The 20,854-nt window shown below is 74.7% G+C and carries 16 protein-coding genes; 8 read left to right on the top strand and 8 right to left on the bottom strand.

What is annotated here, in order from left to right:
• Nucleotides 1-23: 23 nt before the first annotated feature.
• Genes SM577_RS03655 through SM577_RS03635 form a run of 5 tightly spaced genes read left to right on the top strand, consistent with a single transcriptional unit; the run spans nt 24 to nt 7,565 of the window.
• Nucleotides 24-3,281: an ATP-binding protein gene (locus SM577_RS03655; protein ID WP_474586292.1), complete on the top strand. Its 3,258-nt coding sequence runs from the start codon at nt 24-26 to the stop codon at nt 3,279-3,281.
• 1 nt (nt 3,282) lies between these two features.
• On the top strand, nt 3,283-5,235 hold the full coding sequence (locus SM577_RS03650) for an MFS transporter (RefSeq protein ID WP_474586291.1): 1,953 nt from the start codon (nt 3,283-3,285) through the stop codon (nt 5,233-5,235).
• Nucleotides 5,232-5,789, top strand: coding sequence for a hypothetical protein (locus tag SM577_RS03645; protein WP_302920626.1), 558 nt, complete (start codon nt 5,232-5,234; stop codon nt 5,787-5,789). Before SM577_RS03650 ends, SM577_RS03645 begins: the two co-directional genes overlap by 4 nt.
• Nucleotides 5,786-6,955 carry a M23 family metallopeptidase gene (locus SM577_RS03640; RefSeq protein ID WP_302920625.1) on the top strand — a complete coding sequence of 390 codons (1,170 nt, stop codon included), beginning with the start codon at nt 5,786-5,788 and terminating at the stop codon, nt 6,953-6,955. The genes SM577_RS03645 and SM577_RS03640 overlap by 4 nt, the downstream gene beginning before the upstream one ends.
• A gap of 13 nt (nt 6,956-6,968) precedes the next feature.
• A complete protein-coding gene (locus SM577_RS03635) occupies nt 6,969-7,565 on the top strand; it encodes a hypothetical protein (protein ID WP_302920624.1) in 597 nt (198 codons plus the stop codon).
• Nucleotides 7,566-7,569: 4 nt separating this feature from the next.
• Here SM577_RS03635 and SM577_RS03630 read toward each other — a convergent pair whose 3' ends face one another.
• Nucleotides 7,570-8,124, bottom strand: coding sequence for a hypothetical protein (locus tag SM577_RS03630; RefSeq protein ID WP_474586445.1), 555 nt, complete (start codon nt 8,122-8,124; stop codon nt 7,570-7,572).
• A gap of 197 nt (nt 8,125-8,321) precedes the next feature.
• Here SM577_RS03630 and SM577_RS03625 point away from each other — a divergent pair, with 197 nt between their 5' ends.
• Both SM577_RS03625 and SM577_RS03620 read left to right on the top strand, forming a co-directional pair.
• On the top strand, nt 8,322-10,856 hold the full coding sequence (locus SM577_RS03625) for an FtsK/SpoIIIE domain-containing protein (protein WP_474586290.1): 2,535 nt from the start codon (nt 8,322-8,324) through the stop codon (nt 10,854-10,856).
• 34 nt (nt 10,857-10,890) lie between these two features.
• On the top strand, nt 10,891-11,622 hold the full coding sequence (locus SM577_RS03620; RefSeq protein WP_474586289.1) for a hypothetical protein: 732 nt from the start codon (nt 10,891-10,893) through the stop codon (nt 11,620-11,622).
• Nucleotides 11,623-11,760: 138 nt separating this feature from the next.
• Here SM577_RS03620 and folE read toward each other — a convergent pair whose 3' ends face one another.
• The 4 genes from folE to SM577_RS03600 form a co-directional block, all read right to left on the bottom strand.
• Nucleotides 11,761-12,426, bottom strand: coding sequence for a GTP cyclohydrolase I FolE (gene folE / locus SM577_RS03615; RefSeq protein ID WP_302921010.1), 666 nt, complete (start codon nt 12,424-12,426; stop codon nt 11,761-11,763).
• A 35-nt stretch (nt 12,427-12,461) separates the two neighbouring features.
• Nucleotides 12,462-14,474 (bottom strand): ATP-dependent zinc metalloprotease FtsH, encoded by a 2,013-nt coding sequence (ftsH, locus tag SM577_RS03610; RefSeq protein ID WP_302920621.1) that lies wholly within the window; start codon nt 14,472-14,474, stop codon nt 12,462-12,464.
• Between the two features lie 429 nt (nt 14,475-14,903).
• Nucleotides 14,904-15,479 (bottom strand): hypoxanthine phosphoribosyltransferase, encoded by a 576-nt coding sequence (hpt, locus tag SM577_RS03605; protein WP_088996427.1) that lies wholly within the window; start codon nt 15,477-15,479, stop codon nt 14,904-14,906.
• A gap of 100 nt (nt 15,480-15,579) precedes the next feature.
• Nucleotides 15,580-15,717: a hypothetical protein gene (locus SM577_RS03600; protein WP_474586288.1), complete on the bottom strand. Its 138-nt coding sequence runs from the start codon at nt 15,715-15,717 to the stop codon at nt 15,580-15,582.
• A 150-nt stretch (nt 15,718-15,867) separates the two neighbouring features.
• Between SM577_RS03600 and SM577_RS03595 the strand changes: the two genes are divergently transcribed.
• Entirely contained in the window at nt 15,868-16,830 is a 963-nt protein-coding gene (locus SM577_RS03595; protein WP_302920619.1) for a GlxA family transcriptional regulator, read from the top strand.
• 6 nt (nt 16,831-16,836) lie between these two features.
• Here SM577_RS03595 and SM577_RS03590 read toward each other — a convergent pair whose 3' ends face one another.
• The 3 genes from SM577_RS03590 to SM577_RS03580 all read right to left on the bottom strand — a co-directional run bounded on the left by SM577_RS03590 (nt 16,837) and on the right by SM577_RS03580 (nt 20,807).
• Nucleotides 16,837-18,480, bottom strand: a complete 1,644-nt coding sequence (locus SM577_RS03590) for a gamma-glutamyltransferase family protein (protein WP_474586287.1) — start codon at nt 18,478-18,480, stop codon at nt 16,837-16,839.
• 256 nt (nt 18,481-18,736) lie between these two features.
• A complete protein-coding gene (gene tilS / locus SM577_RS03585; RefSeq protein WP_302920617.1) occupies nt 18,737-19,726 on the bottom strand; it encodes a tRNA lysidine(34) synthetase TilS in 990 nt (329 codons plus the stop codon).
• A 10-nt stretch (nt 19,727-19,736) separates the two neighbouring features.
• The gene (locus tag SM577_RS03580) at nt 19,737-20,807 is read right to left on the bottom strand and encodes a zinc-dependent metalloprotease (protein WP_474586286.1); all 1,071 of its coding nucleotides are present in this window, start codon (nt 20,805-20,807) and stop codon (nt 19,737-19,739) included.
• Between the last annotated feature and the right edge of the window lie 47 nt (nt 20,808-20,854).

Genomic DNA, 20,854 nt, shown 5'->3' with positions numbered 1-20,854 from the left:
TACGACGCGGGTGAGGCGATCGCATGAGCCGCTCTTCCACGCCGGGTTCCCCGGCCGGGCGTCCGGCCGCCCCGCACGGTAACCGTGCGCGATCGTTCGACTACACCGACGCCTCCGAGTTGGACGAGGCCACCCTGGATCCCGCGCTGGTGCCCGCCCCGGGGCACGGCGGGGTCGGCGTCTTCCAGGCGCCCCGACCGGTGCAGCGCCGGGCCGCCGCCGAGCCCGCCCCGACACCGTCCACCAGCGACAACGCCGACATCGACTCCCCCTTCCTGGACCTGTTCGGCGGCGCGCACCCGGGAGCGGCCCGTCCGGCTCCGCCCCGCCGCGACCCCGAGCGCGAACAGCCGGCGATCCCGCAGCAGCCGGCCGCCGCGCCGCTGCCCGCCCCGCCCCGGGTCGCCGCGGCGCCACCCCTGCCGGTCGAGGAGGCCCCGGCGACGCACCAGCCACCGGCCCGGCCGGCCCGCCCCCGGGTGCCGCAGCAGCCCGGCGACCGGCTGCCCGTGGTGCGCCCGCCGGCGGAGCCGGCGCCGGCTGATCCGGTCGGCGCGCGGGCCGGTGCGGGCGAGCGTCCCGACCCGCCCGACCGCCCGGCCCGCCGGCCGGCGGCGCAGCTGCCCGAGCGGCCCGCCGGCCGGGAGGTCGCTGCGCCCCGGCAGCGCTCCCCCGAGCGGCGCAAGCAGCCGGCAAAGCCGGTCCGGGTCAAGCCGCCGAAGATCAAGTTCGGCGACCGGGACCCGGCCGTGGAGCTGGCCATCACCGAGATCGCCGGCCACCTCACCTTCACCCCGAACACCGTCACCGCCTGGTACTGGCTGCCCGAGGTGCGCTGGGCGTTCCGGCCGGACGCCGAGCGGGAGGCGCTGCTCTCGGCGATCTCCGAGCAGTACGCGGGCCTCGCCGGCTTCCGGCTGCACCTGCGCCGCACCACCCGTCCCTTCCCGGCCGACGAGTGGGCCCGCACCATCGACGCGAACACCCCGGCGCCGCTGCCCGACGTACCGGGCACGCCGGGGTGGGGCGACCACCTGGTGGCCGCGCAGCGGCACCTGCTCTCGGTCAACCACGCCGAGGGCCAGACCTACCTGGGGGTCACCTTCGCCCGGCGGTCGCTCGGCGACTCGCTCACCGAACGGCTGCTGCGCACCTTCGGCCGGGGGGTGGCCGAGGGCGAACGCCGCCGGCTGGGCCGGACGGTCGAGCAGTTCGACGAGGTGCTGGGCGCGTTCGGCATGCGCGGGCGGCGGGTCACCCCGCAGGAGTTGGAGTGGCTGCTCTACCGCTCGGTGGCGCTCTGCATGGCGCCACCCGGCGCGCTCTCCCCGGTCACCGACGGCCGGTGGGAACGCGGCGACCTGCTCGCCCTCACCGAGCAGGTGGAGCGCTACCGCACGCCGTACGGCTCGACGGTCAAGCTGGTCAACCGGGTCACCGGCGAGGAGCGGCACGTCGCCGTGCTGGCGGTGGGCCGGATGGAACCGCTGGAGATCCCCGAGCGGCACGAGCCCTGGCTGCACTTCCACGAGCGGCTGCCCTGGCCGATGGAGCTCTCCACCCGGGTCGACATCCTCGGTCCCGGCGACTCCTTCCGTAACCTCGAACACCGGCTGCGGATGATCCGCTCCCAGCAGCTCGACTACGCCGAGCACGGCATCGACGCCCCGCCCGAGCTGGAGCGGCTGGCCAAGCGGGCGCTGGTGATCGGCGACGAGATGACCACCGGGCTGCCGGTCGACTCCGCCCGCGCACACGGCTGGCACCGCATCGCGGTCGGCGGCCGCACCCGCGAGGAGTGCCTGGAGCGGGCCCGGCGGCTGGTCCAGCTCTACTCGCGCGAGCTGCGCATCTCGCTCCAGCACCCGAAGAACCAGGACTGGCTGGCCCGCGAGTTCATCCCCGGCGAGCCGATCGCCAACACCGGCTACGTACGGCGGATGCCGGTCAACCTGCTCGCCGCCGCGCTGCCCCAGGCCGCGTCGACCGTCGGCGACCGGCGCGGCGACCTGATCGGCCGGACCGCCGGCACCTGCCGCCGCCCGGTCTTCCTCGACCTGCACTACCCGATGGAGGTCCGCGAGCGCTCCGGGCTCGCCGTCTTCGTGGCCGAGCCGGGCGGTGGCAAGTCCACCCTGCTCGGCGCGCTGGGCTACCTCGCCGCCCGGCGCGGCGTGCAGGTGACCCTGCTCGACCCGTCCGGCCCGCTGGCCCGGCTCTGCGCGATGCCGGAGCTGCGCCCGTACTCGCGGGTGCTCAACCTGACCGGCTCGGAGCACGGCACCCTGGCGCCGTACTCGCTCATCCCGACCCCGCTGCGCAGCGAGTTCGGCCCCGGCGCGGCCGGCGACCGGGAGTTCGAGATCGCCGTCTCCAACGCCCGCGCCGAGCGGCGGATGCTGGTGCAGGACATCTGCATGATGCTGGTGCCGCCGCAGGTGGCCCGGGAGGCGTCGACCGCCACCCTGTTCCGGCACGCCGTACGCCAGGTGCCGGCCGAGGAGACCTCCACCCTGGACGACGTGGTCACCACGCTCAGCCAGTTGGACGACGACGCCGGCAAGGAACTGGCCAACCTGCTGCTGGACACCGCCGAGATGCCGCTGGCCATGCTCTTCTTCGGCAAGCCGCCGGAGGGGCTGCTCGGCGCGGACGCGGCGCTCACCGTGATCACCATGGCCGGCCTCCGGCTGCCCGACCTCAAGATCGAGCGGGAGTACTGGTCGGCCGAGGAGGCGCTCGCCCTGCCGATGCTGCACACCGCGCACCGGCTGGCCGTCCGCCGCTGCTACGGCGGGTCGATGTCGTCGCGCAAACTGGTCGGCCTGGACGAGGCGCACTTCATGGAGGGCTGGCGCTCCGGGCGCTCGTTCCTGGTGCGGCTCGCCCGGGACTCCCGCAAGTGGAACCTCGCCGCCCTGGTCGCCTCGCAGAACCCGCGCGACATCCTCGGCCTCGACGTGCAGAACCTCGTCTCCACCGTGTTCGTCGGGCGGATCGCCGAGGACACCGAGATCGCCTCCGAGGCACTGCGCCTGCTCCGGGTACCGGTCAACGACGGCTACGAGGCCACCCTCGCCTCGCTCTCCACCGCGGACGCCACCTCGGCCAGCCGGCTCGGCTTCCGCGAGTTCGTGATGCGCGACGTCGACGGGCGGGTGCAGAAGGTCCGGGTCGACGTCTCGTACGTCGAGGGACTGCTGGACCACCTCGACACCACCCCCGCCGCGATCGCCGCCGCGACCGGCGTACTGCCGACCGTGCCGGACCTGGAGGCGTGACATGGCGAGGGCCCGGGCGCTTCTCCTCGCACTCGGCATCCTCGCCGGGGCCACCATCGGCTGGCCGGCGGTCGGGGCGACACCGGCATCGGCGGCTCCGGCCGTCACCACCCAGGCGGCGGCCGACCTGTGCACCACACCGGAATGGCAGACCGACTTCCGCGCCTGCGTCGCCAAGCTCCAGCAGGTGGCCGAGTCGGAACTGGAGTGCCGGAACCCACCGACCCCCACCGGGCCGGACTCCGGCCTTGCCGGCTGGTTCGCATCCCGGCCCGAATCGGCGAAGCAGTCCGGCCCGAAGGGCCTCTACAGCGAATACGGCTACGCCGGATACAGCTACACGACGTACCGCGTCGATGGCGGCTGCGCCGCCACGGCTCTGCACCCGGAGTACAAGTTCACCAACACCCTCGCCAACGGTGAGTTCATGATCGCCACGGCGGTCGTCGGGGCTTCCAACGCTTTGCGTGAGCGAGCCTGGGACCCACGTTCCATGTGGGGCTGGGCGGACCCGCTGGTGGAGAAGGCCACGAAGGCCGTCTACCAGAAGGTGTTCAGCGTCTTCGGCATCGTCACCCTCTGTGTGGTCGGGCTCTACCTGCTCTGGCGCTCCCGCCAGTCGGACATGAGCAACGCGATGACCACGGCGGGCTGGGCCTTGCTGGTGATGGTGGCGGTCACCGCCCTGGCCGCCTGGCCGGTCAAGTCTGCGAGCGTCGCCGACGGCACCCTGATCACGACCCTCGGCGTGGTCCACGACGCGGTGGGTCCGGCTTCCAAGGACATTCCGCCCGACCGGTGCGCCCTGCCCAACCCGGATGCCTGTGTCGACAAGCGACCACCGGCCGTGCGGGCCAGCGACACCGCGACCGAGGCGATGCTCTACCGCAACTGGCTGCGTGGCGTCCTCGGCTCGGCTGACAGTGAGACCGCCAAGAAGTACGGTCAAGCGCTCTACGACGCGAAGTCGCTGTCCTGGGATGAAGCGGAGTCGATCCGGTCAAACCCCGCCACTCGGGACGTGGTCATCAAAGCGAAGCAACAGCAGTGGATGACCGTCGCCGCACAGATTGAGAAGGAGGATCCGGAGGCGTACGAGTACCTCCAGGGTGTGCGGGACATGGACCGGGTCGGCGCCGGCTTCATCGCCGTCCTCGCCTCGCTGCTGTTCGCGATGTTCGACCTGACCGCGTCGCTGCTGGTGCTGCTCGGCTTCCTGATCTTCCGGTGGGCGGTGATCGCGGCGCCGATCCTCGGCACTGTCGGCCTGCTGCGGCCAGCCAGCGCGGGGCTGCGCCGGCTGGCCAACGCGGTGGTGGCCGCGGTCTTCAACATCGCCATCTTCGGCACCGGCGCGGCCATCTACCTCTTCGCTGTCGACCTGATCATGAGCACCACCACCCTGCCCGGTTGGCTCCAGGTGGTGCTGGTCTGGCTCTGCGGTGTGGTCGGCTGGCTGCTGCTCCGCCCGTACCGCCGGATCACCCAGCTCGGTGGCAAGGACAGCAGCGAGGCGGTCAGCTCGGCCGGCTCCTGGCACCGGCGCTTCTTCCGCGACATGCGGACCGCCGCCCGGCTGGACGTGTCGGAGCCCGGTGGCACCGCCGAGCCGACCATGGGCCGGCGCCGCCCCGTCCTGGCCGAGTCGACCCGCCTGCGGCCCGAGGCACGGCACGAGGATCCGGCGCACGCCGCCGGTGGCGGTGGCGGCGGTGGCGGTGCCGGTGGTGACCGGCAACGTCCGGACGGCCGGGACCCGGCCGGCGGGGCGGCCGCCCCGGAGGAGCGGGGCGGCGGCCGGCCGGTGGCGCCCCGCCCCCGACGCCGGGCGGCGGCGACCTGGACCGAACCGGACGTGCCGGAGGAGAGCCCGTCCTACGTCATCTACCGTCCGGGGACGACCGACCGCACACCCGATCGGCCCGCGCCGCGGATCCGCTCCGAGGCACGGTGAGTGCGGTGCGGCGGGCGCTGGAGTTCCTGGTCACCCGGGCGCTGCGGTCCCGGCTGGGGATCGCGCTCGTGATCGCCGTGGTGGTGTTCGGCATCATCGGCGCGGCCCGGCTGGTCGCCGGCGCCGGCGACCCGACGACCGGCCTGAGCAACCGGCCGAACCAGCCGATCACCACCGTCGAGCCGCACGAGGGTGACGACGGGGCGATCGCCACCGGTCCGCCGGCCTCCCCGGTGACCCGCCCGGGCGCCCGCACGCCGGAGCAGACGGCCGACCGCTTCGTGACCGCCTGGCTGGGCCGGCCGGGTGTGACCGCCGACCAGTGGCACGAGGGCCTGCGGCCGCTCTCCACCCCGGCGCTGACCGAGAAGCTCGCCGGTGCCGAGCCGGCGAGTGTGCCGGCCGAGCAGGTGACCGGTGCGGTGACGCTCCGGCCGCGCACCGCGACCTTCGTCGAGGCCCTGGTGCCGCTGGACACCGGACGGCTCCGGCTGGAACTGGTGGCCCCCGACGGGGAGTGGCTGGTCGACGCGGTGGACTGGGAGCAGGCATGAGCGACGAGACCCGACCGCCCCGGCGACGGCTCCGGATCGGCACCCTGGCCGCCTTCCTCACCGGGGTCTTGGCGCTGCTCTGCTGCACCGGCGGAACCGCCGCCTTCTTCCTCACCGAACTGGGCGGAGACGCCGGCGAACGGATGACCCTCGCCGGCCAGGAGTGCACCGACGACTTCCAGGTCAACGCGACCGGCAAGATGCCTCGCATGTCGGAGTACGGCGAGAGCCAACTCCGCAACGCGGCGCGGATCATCAAGGTCGGGCAGGAGATGAAGGTGCCGCCGCGCGGCTGGGTGATCGCGGTGGCGACCGCGATGCAGGAGTCCGGCCTGCGGAACCTGGCCAACCGCACGGTCGCGCAGTCGCGGGACCTGCCCAACGAGGGGGTCGGCGCCGACCACGACTCGGTCGGTCTGTTCCAGCAACGGGCGAACTGGGGCACCGTCGCGCAGCGGATGACCCCCGAATACGCCGCCCGCAAGTTCTACGAGAAGTTGGTCAAGGTGCCCGGTTGGCAGCGGATGCCGCTGACCAGGGCGGCGCAGAAGGTGCAGATCAGCGCGTTCCCCGACGCGTACGCCAAGCACGAGGCGCTGGCCGCCCGGATCGTCGACTCGCTGGCCGGCGGGGCGGCCCGGACGGCGGAGATCGGCGGCCAGCAGGTGTGCGACGCGGCCTCCGGTGCGGAGATCGCCGCCTCCGGGTGGACGGCCCCGATCCCGGGTGGGGTCGGCTCCGGCTTCCGCACCGCCAGCCGGCCCGGCCACAACGGGGTCGACATCGCCGCCCGCAAGGGCACCCCGATCCACGTCGCGGCCAGTGGCCGGGTGCTGGTGTCGCGCTGCGACCCGGACAACGGCGGCCGGCTCAGCTGCGACGTGGACGGCTGGCCGGGCAAGGGCGGCTGCGGCTGGTTCGTCGACGTCCTGCACGCCGGCGGCGTGGTCACTCGGTACTGCCACATGGTGTCCAAGCCCCGGGTGCGGGTCGGCCAGACGGTGCAGGCCGGTGAGGTGATCGGCGAGGTGGGCAGCAGCGGCAACTCCTCGGGTCCGCACCTGCACTTCGAGGTGCACACCGACGGCGACCGGAGCAGCCGGAGCGCGATCGACCCGGTGCCGTTCATGCGGTCCCGGGGCGCGCCCCTCAAGCACCAGGGATGAGACGCTCGGTGTCATGAAGGACCCGCTGCCCGACCCGTTCGCGGACCAGCCGGACTGGGCGCCGGCACCGCCGCGGCCGGTCGAGATCGTGCCGGCCACCGGCCGGGTCGAGCTGCGCGGCCGGCGCGTGCTGGTCGGTCTGCCGGGCCTGGGTTGGCGCGCCGACCTGCGCGCCGACGAGCGCGTGGTGCAGGGCAGCCGGACGTACGTCCCGGTCATCCCGGAGCACGAGTGGTACCGCGCGGAGGCCGACCAGGTGGAGGTCTTCGCCCCGCTGATGCCGGTGGAGCGGGTCTGGGTGGAGACCCTGGGCCCCCGGCCGTCGGCCGGGCAGCACGAGGGCGGCATCCGGCTCGTCTCCCTGGATACCCCGACGCACCGCCCGCCAACTCCGGTCGTCGAGGCGGACTCGGTCAGCGGCCGGCGGGTCGTGCACGTGGTCGGTGGCGTGGAGCACCGCGACCTGCGAGCGGTCACCGAGACCTACTCCGGCGCCGACGGCGACATCTGCGTCCGGGTGACCTCGGAGGTGGACTGGTACCGCTGGGCCTGGCGCGGCCAGGCACCGACCACGCTGGAGGTTCCGGTCCACCTACTGTGGATCGAGTGACAGGTCAGCCGGTACGAATACCTTCGCAGACCCGCCAGTGCTGGTCGAGGCGAGTAACGAACCGCCAAGCTTGCCGCTCGCTCTGAGTGACCCCGTCAACTCGTGCTGAGATGATCAGCTCGACCTGCACGTCTGCGCTTTTACCCTGCTCCTGCACCCGCAGGCTGCCCCAGCTGACCGAGATGGGGATGCTGAACCGCTTCTCGCGCGCTACCAGGTCGTCGCGCAAAGCGCGGAGGGCGCTGAGGTTGCTGCTGTTACACGTGAATAGGCCAGCGCGGACATCGTTCCGGTCCACCAGGTAGGCCTGGACGTAGCTGGCCACCACCACGTCCGGTGCGCTCCGGTCCGGGGTGGCCGCCCGGTTGTACAGCACGATCCCCGCCACCACCCCGGCGACGCAGAGCACCGCGAGCACCCCGCCGACCACGGTGAGCACCGTGCGCAGCCGCCGCCGCGGACGCTCCGGCGCCGGGGGGACCGGGGGCGGCGTCAGCTGGTCGGGGGGCGTCCGCTGCGCCGGTACGCGGGAGACCTGGGAACCGGCGGGGGGCTGCACTGATTCCACTCCCTGAGGCTAGCGGCTGGGCGCTCCGGACCCAATGCCCCAGATCCAGCGGATCGTGACGGACCCCTCCCCACCGGTGAGATCCACGACAACACCGGCGCAGCGCCGCCGCGCATCCGCAAGGAGCGGCTCCACCTGGGATACCGTCACTGGCGGGGTTGCCAGCCTCGGGCAGAGGGGGTGGACGGGTGGCCGGTCCGAAGGCACGTACCAACCGCGCCGCCGCCCTGCACCGGCGGGCCGCCGCCACCGCGACCGCCGCCGCGGCCGCCCTCGACGAGACCCGGCCCGCCCCCGCCGACCAGCGCCGCCAGTACGAGCTGGCCGAGCGGCTGCGGAACGCGGCGGCGCTGCTGGCCCCCGGCTGGGCCGGCGCTCCACTGGAGACGCTCACCCCGACCGCGCCGGCCGGCGAGGGCCCGCCGCCGTTCGTCCGGGTCGGCACCGCGGCGCCCCTGGACGACGCCCGTTTCCCCGCGCTGGTGCCGCTGCTCGGCACCGGTCACCTCAGCGTGGACGTCGACGCGCACGAGCCCCGGGTGGCCGGGCTGCTCCGGGCCGTGCTGCTGCGGCTGCTGGCGGCGACCCCGGCTGGCGCGCTGCTGGTCCGCGCGGTGGACGCGGCCGGTGGCACGCTGGCGTCCTTCGCGCCGCTCGCCGACGCCGGCCTGCTGCCACCGCCGGTGTCGGACGTGGCCGGGTTGCGGGCGGTGCTGAACGAGGCGGAGCAGTGGGTGGCCCCGGGCGCGAGCGGTCGCCGCCGGCACGACCGCACGCTGCTGCTGGTGCTCGCCGCGCTGCCGGAGTCGACCGGCGCGACCGACCTGGCCCGGATCGCGACGCTGGCCGAGCAGGGCCCGTCGGCCGGGCTGCACCTGCTGGTCGCCGGCTGGCCCCGGCCCGGCCGGGACGCGCTGCCGCTGGCCACCCCGCTGGCGATGCGCACCGCGTACGCGCTGCTCGGCGATCCGCCGGGAACCTCGTTCGCCGGTCCCGGCGCGGAGCCGCCGGGCGGGTTGAACTCGCCGGTCTTCGTCGAGACGGATCCGCCGGCCGATCTGGTCGACGCGGTCTGCCGGCGGCTGGCCGAGCAGGTGGAGGCGGGTTCCCGGCTGGCCCTGGCCGACCTGCTACCCGCCGACGACGCCGAGCCGTGGACGGCCGGGTCGGCCGACGGGCTCGGCACCACGGTGGGCGACGCGGGCGGCCGTCCGGTCTCCCTCGGCTTCACCGAGCTGACCCCGCACTGGCTGGTCAGCGGCCGGTCCGGGACGGGCCGCTCCACCTTCCTCACCACGGCGCTGCTCGGTCTGGCCGCCCGGTACGGCCCGGAGGAGCTGACGCTGTACCTGGTGGATCTCGGCGACGGCGAGTCCTTCGTGGAGTTCCTGCAGACCGAGCGGGACCGGTCCTGGATTCCGCAGGTCCGTGCCGCCGCGCTGGCCGCCGACCGGGAGTACGTGCTGGACCTGCTCGACGGGTTGACCGCGGAACTGCACCGCCGCGAGGAGGCGGGGAGCCGCGCCGGCGGCCAGCGCTACGCCGAACTGCGGCAGCACCAGCCGCTGCCCCGGATCGTCTGTGTGCTGGACAATCTCCCGCTGCTCTTCGCCGAGCGGGACCGGTTGGCGGTGGACGCCGCCGCCCGGCTGGAGGCGCTGGCCCGGGGCGGCCGGTCGTACGGCATCCACCTGGTCCTCGCCGGCGAGGGCGACCTGGGGCTGGGCTCGCGTACCGACGGCGGGCACCGCGACTCGATGCTCGGGCAGTTCCCGGTGCGGGTGGCGTTGCCCGGCGGTGGCGCGGTGCTGGAACCGACCAACGACTCGGCGGCGGGGCTGCCGGTCGGCAGCGCCGTGGTGAACACCGCCGGCGGGCTGGGCGGGCCCCGGGGCGCGATCCGCGGGCACGAGCGGATGGTCCGCTTCCCCGACCCGCAGGACGACCCGGAGACCGTGGAGCGGCTGCGCCACCGGCTCTGGTCCGCCCGACCCGATGGGTCGGGGCCGCCGGTGGTCTTCGCCGGCTACGCCCGCCCCCGGTTGCGCAACGATCCCCGGCACCGGGCGGCGCTGGCCGGGCGGGCGCACGGCCCCGCGGCCCTGCTCGGCCGGGCGGTGGAGGTCGCCCGTACCACAGTGGCGGTGCCGCTCGGGCCGGCCGCGGGCCGCAACCTGGCGGTTCTCGGGCCGGGGCCGGAGGCCGCCGCGCTGCTGGCCACCGCGGCCCGCAGCACCGCCGCGCACCACCCGCCGGGTGCCGCGCGGTTCGTGCTGGCGGCGGACGACGCGACCCCGGCCATCGACGCGCTCGCCGCCGAGCTGGCCGCCCGGCATCCGGTCGAGCGGGTCGGCCTGCCCGGTCTGCTCGCCGTCGCGGACGCCGGCGAGCCGGCCTACCTGGTGGCCTTCGGGGTGGATGCCGGGCAGCGGCTCCCCGCCGACCGGCTGCGGACGCTGCTGCGGGAGGGGCCGCCGGCGGGCCTGCACGTGCTCGGCTGGTGGCGCGCCGTACCGCCGTTCGCGGCGCTGCTGGAACCCGCGGACGGCGAGGTGGACAAGCTCGCCGCGGTCGCCGTGGTGGACGTGCCGGGCAGCCAACTGGCGCCGGTCTTCGGCCGCCCGGTCGACTGGCGGCCCCGGCCGGGCCGGGCGGTGCTCTGGGACGGGCCGGGCGAGCGGGGCACGGTGCTGATCCCGTTCGCCTCGGAGGGAGTGGGATGAGCGAGCCGAGCGAGCGAAACCCGGGTGGCCGGCCGTGAGCGACGGCGGGGCGGGTGGCCGGGCGGCGACCGCCGTTCCGGGGCAGCGCGACGGCGGACGGGTGCCGGCGCAGCCGGCCGGCGGCGACCCGGTGTCGACCGCCTGGACGGAGTACCTGGCGGCGGCCCGGCAACTGGACGGGGTACGGCGGGACGCGGTCACCGCCGCGGGCGAGCAGGCCCGGTCGGTGCAGGCCGCGCGCGAGGAGCTGACCGCGGTACGCACCCGGTTGGCGTCCCAGGAGGCGCGGCTGCGGGAGCTGGGCGTACCGCCGATCTCGCTGGTGCCCACGCCGCCGGAGCTGACCGAGGCGGCCCGGTCGATGGCGGGCGGTCCGGCGGCGGTGCTGGCCGGGCTGCGGGCCGCGCACGACCGCGCGGAGGCCGCGGACCTGGCGCTGGCCGCACGGGGCCGGGTCAGCCCGGCGGGCTGGCCGGCGCCGCTGCGCAACCTGCTGGTGTACGCGCCGCTGGCGCTGCTGGTGCCGGTGATCCAGGTGGCGGTCTACCTGGCGACCGGGCCCGGCGCGGCGAGCGTCGCGGCGTTGATCTGCGGGCTGCCGATGCCGGCCGTGGCGTTCGCGGCCGGCTGGATCGGCACCGCGCGACTCTTCCCGGCCCGGCCGGGCGCGCGGGCGGACCGGACGACCCGGCTGGGCGCACTGGTCTGCCTGGTCCCGGCGGTGCTGGTCACCGCCGGGCTGCTGCTCGCGATCCTCGCCGGCTGACCGGCTGGCCCGCCGCGCCGGCCGGCGGCCCAGCCGCCAATCGGCGGTCCAGCCGCCGATTGGCGGTCGCGAGGCCACCGGACAGCACTCGGCCGGCCGCCCGCGGGACGCGGGGTCGGCCGGCCGGGTCGGCTCGGGTCAGCGGGGGATGATCAGGGCCATCGCCTCGGCGCGGGACTTCGCGTCGTTCTGCAGGGTGCCGCGCACCGCCGAGGTGATGGTCTGGGCGCCGGACTTCTGGATGCCGCGCATCGCCATGCACATGTGCTCGCACTCGAGCACCACCACCACGCCGCGCGGTTCCAGCTTGCTCATCAGCAGGTCGGCGATCTGCGAGGTGAGCCGCTCCTGCACCTGGGGCCGGCGGGCGAAGACCTCGACCAGCCGGGCCAGCTTGGACAGGCCGGTGATCCGGCCGTCCGGCCCGGGGATGTAGCCGATGTGCGCGCTGCCCCTGAACGGCAGCAGGTGGTGCTCGCAGAGGCTCATCACGTCGATGTCCCGGACCAGCACCAGCTCCTCGTGGTTGGCCTCGAAGGTGGTGCTGAGCACCTGGGCCGGGTCGACCCGGAGGCCGGCGAAGAGTTCCGCGTACGCGCGGGCGACCCGGGCCGGGGTCTGCTGGAGACCGTCGCGGTCCGGGTCCTCCCCGACCGCGATCAGGATCTCCCGGACCGCCTTCTCGATCCGGCCGAGGTCCATGGTGTCCTCGACCGGCCGGCCGGTGAGCTTGCCACTGATCAGCCGGGCGGCGACGTAGTCGAGGGCGTCGTCCCCGTCGGGCTCGGTTGCGGACGCGGCCAGCCCCCGGTCGTGGGGGCTGGCCGCAGGGTCGGTGCTCAGTGCGTACCGTCCGAGTTGTTCGAGGTGCCGCCGACCGTCGCCTCGGCGCCGTCGGCTTGGGCCTGCACCTTGAGCGCCTCCTTCTCCGCCGGGGTGAGCACCGGCGGCTCGGTGGAGGGCTGGCGCTTGCCGAAGCCGTTGTACGGCGCCATCGGCGGCCGCTTGGCCACCCGGGCGCAGATCCGGGCCATGTCGGCGGTGGAGAGGGTCTCCTTCTCCATCAGCTCCAGGACGATGTTGTCCAGCACGTCCCGGTACTCCACCAGGATCTCCCACGCCTCGTCGTGGGCGAGTTCGATCAGCGCCCGCATCTCGGCGTCGATCTCGGCGGCGACGGCGTCGGAGTAGTCCCGCTCGTGGCCCATGTTGCGGCCGAGGAACGGCTCGTCGCCGCTGGTGCCGTACTTGATCGCACCGAGCTTGGAGCTCATGCCGTACTGGGTGATCATCGCGCGGGCCAGCTGGGTGGCCTTCTCGATGTCGTTGCCGGCGCCGGTGGTCGGCTCGTGGAAGACCAGCTCCTCGGCGGCCCGGCCGCCGAGCGCGTAGGCCAGCGTGTCGACCATCTCCGCGCGGGTCTGGGTGTACTTGTCCTCGGTGGGCAGCACCAGGGTGTGGCCCAGCGAGCGACCGCGGGACAGGATCGTCACCTTGTGCACCGGCGCGGCGTGCGGCAGCGCCCAGGCGACCAGCGCGTGCCCACCCTCGTGGTACGCGGTGATCTTCTTCTCCTGGTCGCTCATCACCCGGGTCCGCCGCTGCGGACCGGCGATCACCCGGTCGATCGACTCCTCCAGGGAGTCGTTGGTGATCGCCCGCTGGTCCTTGCGGGCGGTGAGCAGCGCGGCCTCGTTGATCACGTTGGCCAGGTCGGCGCCGCTGAAGCCCGGGGTCCGCCGCGCCACCGAGTCCAGGTCGACGTCCGGGGTGAACGGCTTGCCCTTGGCGTGCACCCGCAGGATGGCCTTGCGGCCCTCCATGTCGGGGGCGTCTACCGGGATCTGCCGGTCGAACCGGCCCGGGCGCAGCAGCGCCGGATCGAGGATGTCCGGCCGGTTGGTGGCGGCGATCAGGATGACGCCGCCCTTGGTGTCGAAGCCGTCCATCTCGACGAGGAGCTGGTTGAGGGTCTGCTCGCGCTCGTCGTGGCCGCCGCCCATGCCGGCGCCGCGGTGCCGGCCGACGGCGTCGATCTCGTCGACGAAGACGATCGCCGGGGCGTTCGCCTTGGCCTGCTCGAAGAGGTCGCGGACCCGGCTGGCGCCGACACCGACGAACATCTCCACGAAGTCGGAACCGGAGATCGAGTAGAACGGCACCCCCGCCTCGCCGGCCACGGCGCGGGCCAGCAGCGTCTTACCGGTGCCGGGCGGGCCGAAGAGCAGCACGCCCTTCGGGATCTTCGCGCCGAGTGCCTGGTACTTGGCCGGGTTCTGCAGGAAGTCCTTGATCTCGTGCAGCTCCTCGACGGCCTCCTCGGCGCCCGCCACGTCGGCGAAGGTGGTCTTCGGCGTGTCCTTGGTGATCATCTTGGCCTTGGACTTGCCGAAGTTGAGCACCCGGGAGCCGCCGCCCTGCATCTGCGACATGAAGAACAGCAGCAGGAGCACGAGCAGCGCGATGGGCAGGAGGTTGACCAGCAGGCTGACCCAGATGCTGTCCGACGAGACCTTGGTGTCGGCCGGGCCGGTGATCCGGTTGTTCGCCTTGGCGTCCAGAACCTCGTTCCAGACCTGGTCGCCGACCTCGTACGGGAACTGGGCCTCGATCCGGTCGGTGGTGGTGTCGCCGAACTTGGCCTTCTCGGCCAGTTCGAGCTGGAGCGTCTGCTCCTTGTCCTGGAAGACCGCCTTGTCGATCTTGGCGGTGTGGAGCTGGTCGAGCGCCACCGAGGTGTCCACCCGGTGGTAGCTGGGACCAGCCGTGAAGAGTTGGCTGAGCACAACGGCGCCGAGGATGACCAGGATGATCCAGACCACCGGTCGGCGGAAGAAACGCGTACGTTCCATGCTGTTGTCGAGCGCCGAGACGCCCGCATCCTCCTGATCGACGTCCTGACCGTCTGAATGGTGTCGCCGCCTGGGGCGGCGCCGGGCCGCCGTGCGGGCCGGCCGCGACCCCGAGGCGCTAATCTGCCGCGCCGCGGTCATTCGACGGTACACCGTGCGCGCGAGAAGTGAGCTTGCGAGCCCCGCAGTCGCGCCTCATCGAGATCGACGAAGCGCCCACGGCGCGGCTCGCCAGCCCGTGTCCCACGCCCACCGGGGCCCGGACGATGGCCGGCGTGGCGGGGAGTCCGACCCGGCCACCCCGATCGCCCGGTCACGCGGTCGAGGGGCCGGGAGCGGAGCTGCCTCCGCGCCACCGGCATCCACGGTAGTCGCATCGGCTGGGAGTCCGCTGAACGTCCGCTCGACGCGCGCCGATACGAGCCGCGCTCAGGAGCGGGCGTAGACCTCCGGCTTGAGCACGCCGACGTAGGGCAGCTCGCGGTAGCGCTCGGCGAAGTCGAGGCCGTAGCCGACGACGAACTCGGTCGGGATGTCGAAGCCGACGTACTTCACCGGGACCGGCACCTTGACCGCGTCCGGCTTACGGAACAGGGCGACCACCTCGACGCTGGCCGCGGAGCGCGACTCCAGGTAGCGCAGCAGCCAGGAGAGGGTGAGCCCGGAGTCGACGATGTCCTCTACCACGACCACGTGCCGGCCGGCGATGTCCCGGTCCAGGTCCTTGAGGATGCGGACCACCCCGGAGGAGGTGGTGCCCTGGCCGTAGGAGGAGATGGCCATGAAGTCGAGTTCGGCGGGGGGCCCCTGCCGGCCCAGCGCCCGGGCGAAGTCGGCCATGAACATGACCGCGCCCTTGAGCACGCAGACGAGCAGGAGTCCGTCCTCGACGTGGGCGTAGTCCGCCGAAACCTGCTTGGCCAGTTCCGCGGTCTTCTCGCGGATCTGCGCCTCGGAGATGATCACGTGGTCGATGTCGGCGTCGTACCAGGAGCCGTCAGCCATGACCCCTAGCCTGCCGTACGCCGGACGGCCCCCGTCGGCGGGGCCGCCCCTTTTGGCGCGGTCCCGCCCAGGATTTTTCCCGCAAAGTTGACCAATCACCTCAGCAGGTACCGGACCGCCAGCGGCGGCCCCCGTCGGTGGGCTTCCAGTCGGCCGAGTCCCGGGTGTCGGCGGTCAGGCCGGTCGCCGAGGCCACGGCGAGGAGGACGAGGAAGAGGAGGAAGAACAGGAACTCCATGGCGGCGCTCGCTTTCACACGGTTGCTGTCGGTTTCGCCGCCGGTGCGCACCGGACTGCACCCAGTCTCCGCCCGTCCGTCCGGGCCGGACAGTGGCAGGAATGCCACCCAGGCTCGATTTTCTGCCACCTCCGGGGTTACCCTCGTCACATGCTGCGTACCGTCGCCGTCCTCGCCCTCGACGGGGTCGCCGCGTTCGAGTTGGGCGTCCTGGCCGAGGTCTTCGGCACCGACCGCACCGCCGACGGCTTCCCCGATTACCGCTTCCAGGTGTGCAGCCCGGACGGCGCGACGATCTCCACCGCCTCCGGGTTCCAGCTGGTGCCGCACGCCGACCTGGGCCCGGTCGACGAGGCCGACCTGGTCGCCGTACCCGCCCACCGGCACGGCACGAACGTGCCGCCGGCGGTGCTCGACGCGCTGCGCCGGGCCGCCGACCGGGGCGCCTACCTGCTCAGCGTCTGCTCGGGGGCGTTCCTGCTCGGCGAGGCCGGCCTGCTCGACGGCCGCGACTGCACCACCCACTGGAAGTACGTCGACGAGCTGCAGCGCCGCCACCCGGCCGCCCGGGTCCACTGCAACTCGCTCTACGTGCAGGACGGCCCGCTGCTCACCAGCGCCGGCACCGCGGCCGGCATCGACGCCTGCCTGCACCTGGTACGCCAGGAGCACGGCTCGGCCATGGCCACCCGGCTGGCCCGCCGGATGGTCGTCCCGCCGCACCGCGACGGCGGCCAGTCGCAGTACGTCGAGGCCCCGATCCCCAAGGCGCCCGAGGCACCCACCCTGGAGCCGGTGCTGGAGTGGCTGATGGGGCACCTGGACCGGCCGGTGACGGTCGACGAGATCGCCGCCCGGGCCGGCATGGCCCCACGTACCTTCGCCCGCCGGTTCCGCGCCGAGACCGGCACCACCCCGCACGACTGGCTGACCAACCAGCGGGTGCTGCTGGCCCGTCGCCTGCTGGAGGAGACCCGGCTGAGCGTGGAGGACGTCGCCGACCGGTCCGGGTTCGGCGACTCCGCCACCCTCCGGCACCACTTCGCCCGCCGGGTGGGCGCCACCCCGCACAGCTACCGGACCACCTTCCGGGATCGCGCCCACGCCGGCTGAGCGCGGTCAGAAGCCGCCCATCCCGCCGTCGACCCGGGACTCCGACCCGGCCACGTAGCCGCCGTCGGCGGTCCGCCAGATCGCCTGCCCGTACCCGAAGACGGCCGGCTCCGCCGCGACGGTGATCTCGTGGCCGCGGGCCCGCAGCTCGTCCACCACCGCCCGCCCCTGCGCCGTGCCGACCAGCTCCGGCTCGACCAGCAGCGACCGGCCGGCGTGCCAGTACCAGCGCGGCGCGTCCAGCGCCGCCTGCGGGTCGAGCCCGGCGTCGAGGGTGGCCGAGACGAGCTGGACGTGCCCCTGCGGCTGCATGTGCCCGCCCATCACGCCGAACGGCCCGACCGGCTCGCCGTCGCGGGTCAGGAAGCCCGGGATGATCGTGTGGTACGGCCGCTTGCCCGGGCCCACCACGTTCGGGTGCGCCGGGTCCAGGCGGAAGCCGAGGCCCCGGTTCTGCAACGCGAAGCCGTGCCCGGGCAGCACCACGTGCGAGCCGAACGCCAGGTAGGTCGACTGGATGAGGCTCACCATCATCCCGTTGGCGTCGGCCGTGCAGAGGTAGACGGTGCCGCCGCGCTCCGGTTCGCCGGCCACCGGGTCGCCGGCGCGGTCGGTGATCAGGGCTCGGCGGGCGGCCAGGTAGCCGGGCGAGAGCAGCGCCTCGGTCGGTACCGGCACCCGGTCCGGGTCGGCGACGTGCGCGTGCGCGTCGGCGAAACCGAGCTTCACCGCCTCGATCTGCCGGTGCACGCGTTCCGCCAGCGGCACGCCGGCCAAGTCCAGCCCGTCCAGCAGGCCGAGCGCGAGCAGCGCGGCCAGGCCCTGCCCGTTCGGCGGCAACTCCCACACCTGGTGACCCCGGTAGCGCACCGGCACCGGGTCCACCCAGCTGGAGGTGTGCCCGGCCAGGTCGTCGCCGGTGAGCAGGCCACCGGTCCGGGCAGCGTGCCGGGCCAGCGCGTCGGCCGTCGCGCCCCGGTAGAAGTCCTCGGCTCCGGTCTCGGCGATCCGGCGCAGGGTCCGCGCCGCGTCCGGGTTGCGCCACCGCTCCCCCGGCCGCGGCGCCCGGCCACCGGGCGCGAACACCCGGTCGAACTCGGCGTACTCGGGCCCGGTCAGCTCGGCGTGCGCGGCCACCCCGCGGGCCCAGGCCGCGGCCACCCCGGCGGAGACCGGGTGGCCGTGCTCGGCGTACCCGACGGCGTCGGTGAAGAGGTCGGCGAAGGGCAGCCGGCCGAACCGGTCGTGCAGGTCCCGCCAGCCGGCCGGCACGCCGGGGACGGTCACCGGCAGCCAGCCCCGGGCGGGCAGGGCCGGTCCGGCCTGCTGGGCGCCGCCGAGCGCGGCCACCGGCGCCGCGCCCCGGCCGCCGGTCGCGGCCCGCACCGCCGCCAGGGTCAGCGCCGCGGGCGACCGGCCGGAGGCGTTCAGCCCGTGCAGCCGCTCCCCGTCCCAGACCAGGGCGAACAGGTCACCGCCGATGTCGTTGGACGGGGGCTGCACCACGGTCAGGGTGATCGCGGTGGCCAGCGCCGCGTCGACCGCGGTGCCCCCGCGCCGCAGCACGGCCAGGCCGGCCGCCGCGGCCAGCGGGTGGCTGGTCGCCACCGCGCCGTGCGGGGCGTAGAGGGGATATCGGGGGTACGCCATGCGCCATGTCTACCGCCTCCCGGCGCGGCCCGCGCACCCGGTGATCGTCGATGCGGGGGCGTCCCGCGCCCGCGGTGGTCGTCGATGCGGCAGTGCCCGCGCCCTCGCTGATCGTCGATCCGACGCCGCCGCCGGTGGCCGTGGGGTCGGCGGGCCGGCGCCCTCGGTCGCCGCCGGTCCGGCGGACCGGGCCCCGGACCGCACACCGAGCCGGCGCGGCGCTCGCCTCGCGGCGGTCACCGTGGCGCAGCCGTCCTCAGGCTCCGCCGATCCGGGCCAGCCGGCCGTCGCGGCGGATCACCCGCAGGCCGCCGGGCAGGTGCGCGGCGCCCTGCCCGCGCCAGCCGGTGACCAGCGTGTCGAGGGCGGTCACGTGCCGGTGCGACAGCGCGGCCGGCGGGGCGCCCAGTTCGCGGGCCCAGGCGTGCAGCACCCGGCCGCGCACCGCGGGCGCCAGGTCGGCCAGCGCCGCGACCGACAGCCCGCCGTCGGGGTGGCGGACCGCGTCGAGCGCGGTGGCGGCCAGGTCGTCGAGCGCGGCATTGTCCGCCGCCACCAGCCGGGCGGTCCGGGCCAGGTTCTCCAGCACCCCCGGCCCGAGCGCCCGCACCAGCGCCGGCAGCACGTCGGCGCGGACCCGGGCCCGGGCGTACGAGGGGTCGGCGTTGTGCGGGTCCTCCCACGGGGTCAACCCGAGCACCGCGCACGCCTTGCGGGTCTGCTCCCGGCTCACCTCCAGCAGCGGGCGCAGCAGCGGCACCCCGGCCAGGTCCCGGCGGGCCGGCATCCCGGCCAGCCCGCGCGGCCCGGCGCCCCGGGCGAGCGCTAGCAGCACCGTCTCGGCCTGGTCGTCCCGGGTGTGCCCGGTCAGCACCGCCGCCGCCCGGTGCCGCCGGGCCACCTCGGCCAACGCCTGGTAGCGGGCCTCCCGGGCGGCCGCCTCCGGCCCGCCGGGACGGCCGGCCACCTCGACCCGGACCGCCTCCACCGGGGCGAATCCGACGTCCCGCGCCCAGGCCGCCACCCCCGCGGCCCGCTGCGCGGAGCCGTCCTGCAGGCCGTGGTCGACGGTCACCAGACCGGCCGGCCGGCCCAGCCGGGGCGCCACGAAGACGGTGGCCGCGGCCAGCGCGAGCGAGTCGGCACCGCCGGAGCAGGCGACCAGCACCGGCCCGGGCGGCAGGCCGACCAGCGCGCGACGCACCGCGACCCGGAGCGCGGCGACCGGCGGGGCGAGCGCGGCCACGGCCCGACGGTCAGCCGACGACCGGCACCGGGCCCACCGGCCCGTGCACCCGGGCCACCCAGGCGTCCGGGTCGCCGAGCTCCTCCAGCCGGGGCAGGGTGAGCGGCGAGTCGAAGACCTTGTTGAAGCCGGCCATCCCGACCCGCTCCACCACGCCGTGCACGAACTTGCGACCCTCGGCGTACTGGCGCATCTTCACGTCGACGCCGAGCAGCCGGCGGATCGCCTTCTCCAGCGGGTTGCCGGACTCGCGGCGCCGGTTGAACGCCGCCCGGATCCGCTCGACGCTCGGGATCACCTGCGGCCCCACCCCGTCCATCACGAACTCGGCGTGCCCTTCGAGCAGGGTCATCAGCGCGGTGAGCCGGTCCAGCACGGCCCGCTGGGCGGGCGTCTGGACGAGGTCCAGCACGCTGGTGCGGCTCTCCGGGTCGCGGATCGCCTCCGAGAGCGTGGCCACGCCCCGGCGCAGCCGCTCCAGCAGGTGCTCGCCGCCGCCGGACGAGGCGTCGACGAACGCCTGCACCTCGCCCAGGAAGTAGCCGCGCATCCACGGCACGGCGGTGAACTGGGTGCGGTGGGTCACCTCGTGCAGGCAGACCCAGAGCCGGAAGTCGCGCGGGTCGGCGCCGAGCTTGCGCTCCACCTCGACGATGTTCGGCGCGACCAGCAGCAGCTGCCCCGGGTCGGCGGAGAAGACCTCGTACTGACCGAGCACCCGGCCCGAGAGGTAGGCCAGCACGGTGCCGGCCTGCACGCCGGTCAGCCGGGAGCCGATCGCCTCGGTCAGCGGGCCGGGTTGCTTGTCGCCGGAGAGCCGGCTGACCAGGGGGCTGATCACCTCGCGCAGCCCGGCGATATTGGTCGCCGCCCAGTCCCGCCGGTCGACCACCCGCACCGGCGGGTGGGACACCTGTGGGCGCAGGCCGGTGTAGTCGGCGACGTGCCCGGCCGCCTCCTCGGTGAGCCCCCGCAGGTCGGCGACCACGTCGGTGGCCTCCGCGTACGACACCCGAGGGCCCGACTTGCCCAGGGCCCCCGCGGTCGCGGCGGCCAGATCCCAGTCCACGAACTGCGCCATGCACCCACCGTACCCGCGCCGGAACACCCCGGCCCGGGCTCGCGACG

The organism is Micromonospora desertarenae, from assembly GCF_056150265.1.
The sequence above is the reverse complement of the archived record's forward strand: the minus strand, read 5'-3'. Positions and strand labels throughout refer to the sequence as shown.

Coding starts and splice junctions, on each gene's coding strand:
- SM577_RS03655 (WP_474586292.1), top strand. CDS start 24: ATGAGCCGCTCTTCCACGCCGGGTTCCCCGGCCGGGCGTCCGGCCGCC.
- SM577_RS03650 (WP_474586291.1), top strand. CDS start 3,283: ATGGCGAGGGCCCGGGCGCTTCTCCTCGCACTCGGCATCCTCGCCGGG.
- SM577_RS03640 (WP_302920625.1), top strand. CDS start 5,786: ATGAGCGACGAGACCCGACCGCCCCGGCGACGGCTCCGGATCGGCACC.
- SM577_RS03635 (WP_302920624.1), top strand. CDS start 6,969: ATGAAGGACCCGCTGCCCGACCCGTTCGCGGACCAGCCGGACTGGGCG.
- ftsH (WP_302920621.1), bottom strand. CDS start 14,474: ATGGAACGTACGCGTTTCTTCCGCCGACCGGTGGTCTGGATCATCCTG.
- hpt (WP_088996427.1), bottom strand. CDS start 15,479: ATGGCTGACGGCTCCTGGTACGACGCCGACATCGACCACGTGATCATC.
- SM577_RS03600 (WP_474586288.1), bottom strand. CDS start 15,717: ATGGAGTTCCTGTTCTTCCTCCTCTTCCTCGTCCTCCTCGCCGTGGCC.
- SM577_RS03595 (WP_302920619.1), top strand. CDS start 15,868: ATGCTGCGTACCGTCGCCGTCCTCGCCCTCGACGGGGTCGCCGCGTTC.
- SM577_RS03590 (WP_474586287.1), bottom strand. CDS start 18,480: ATGGCGTACCCCCGATATCCCCTCTACGCCCCGCACGGCGCGGTGGCG.
- SM577_RS03580 (WP_474586286.1), bottom strand. CDS start 20,807: ATGGCGCAGTTCGTGGACTGGGATCTGGCCGCCGCGACCGCGGGGGCC.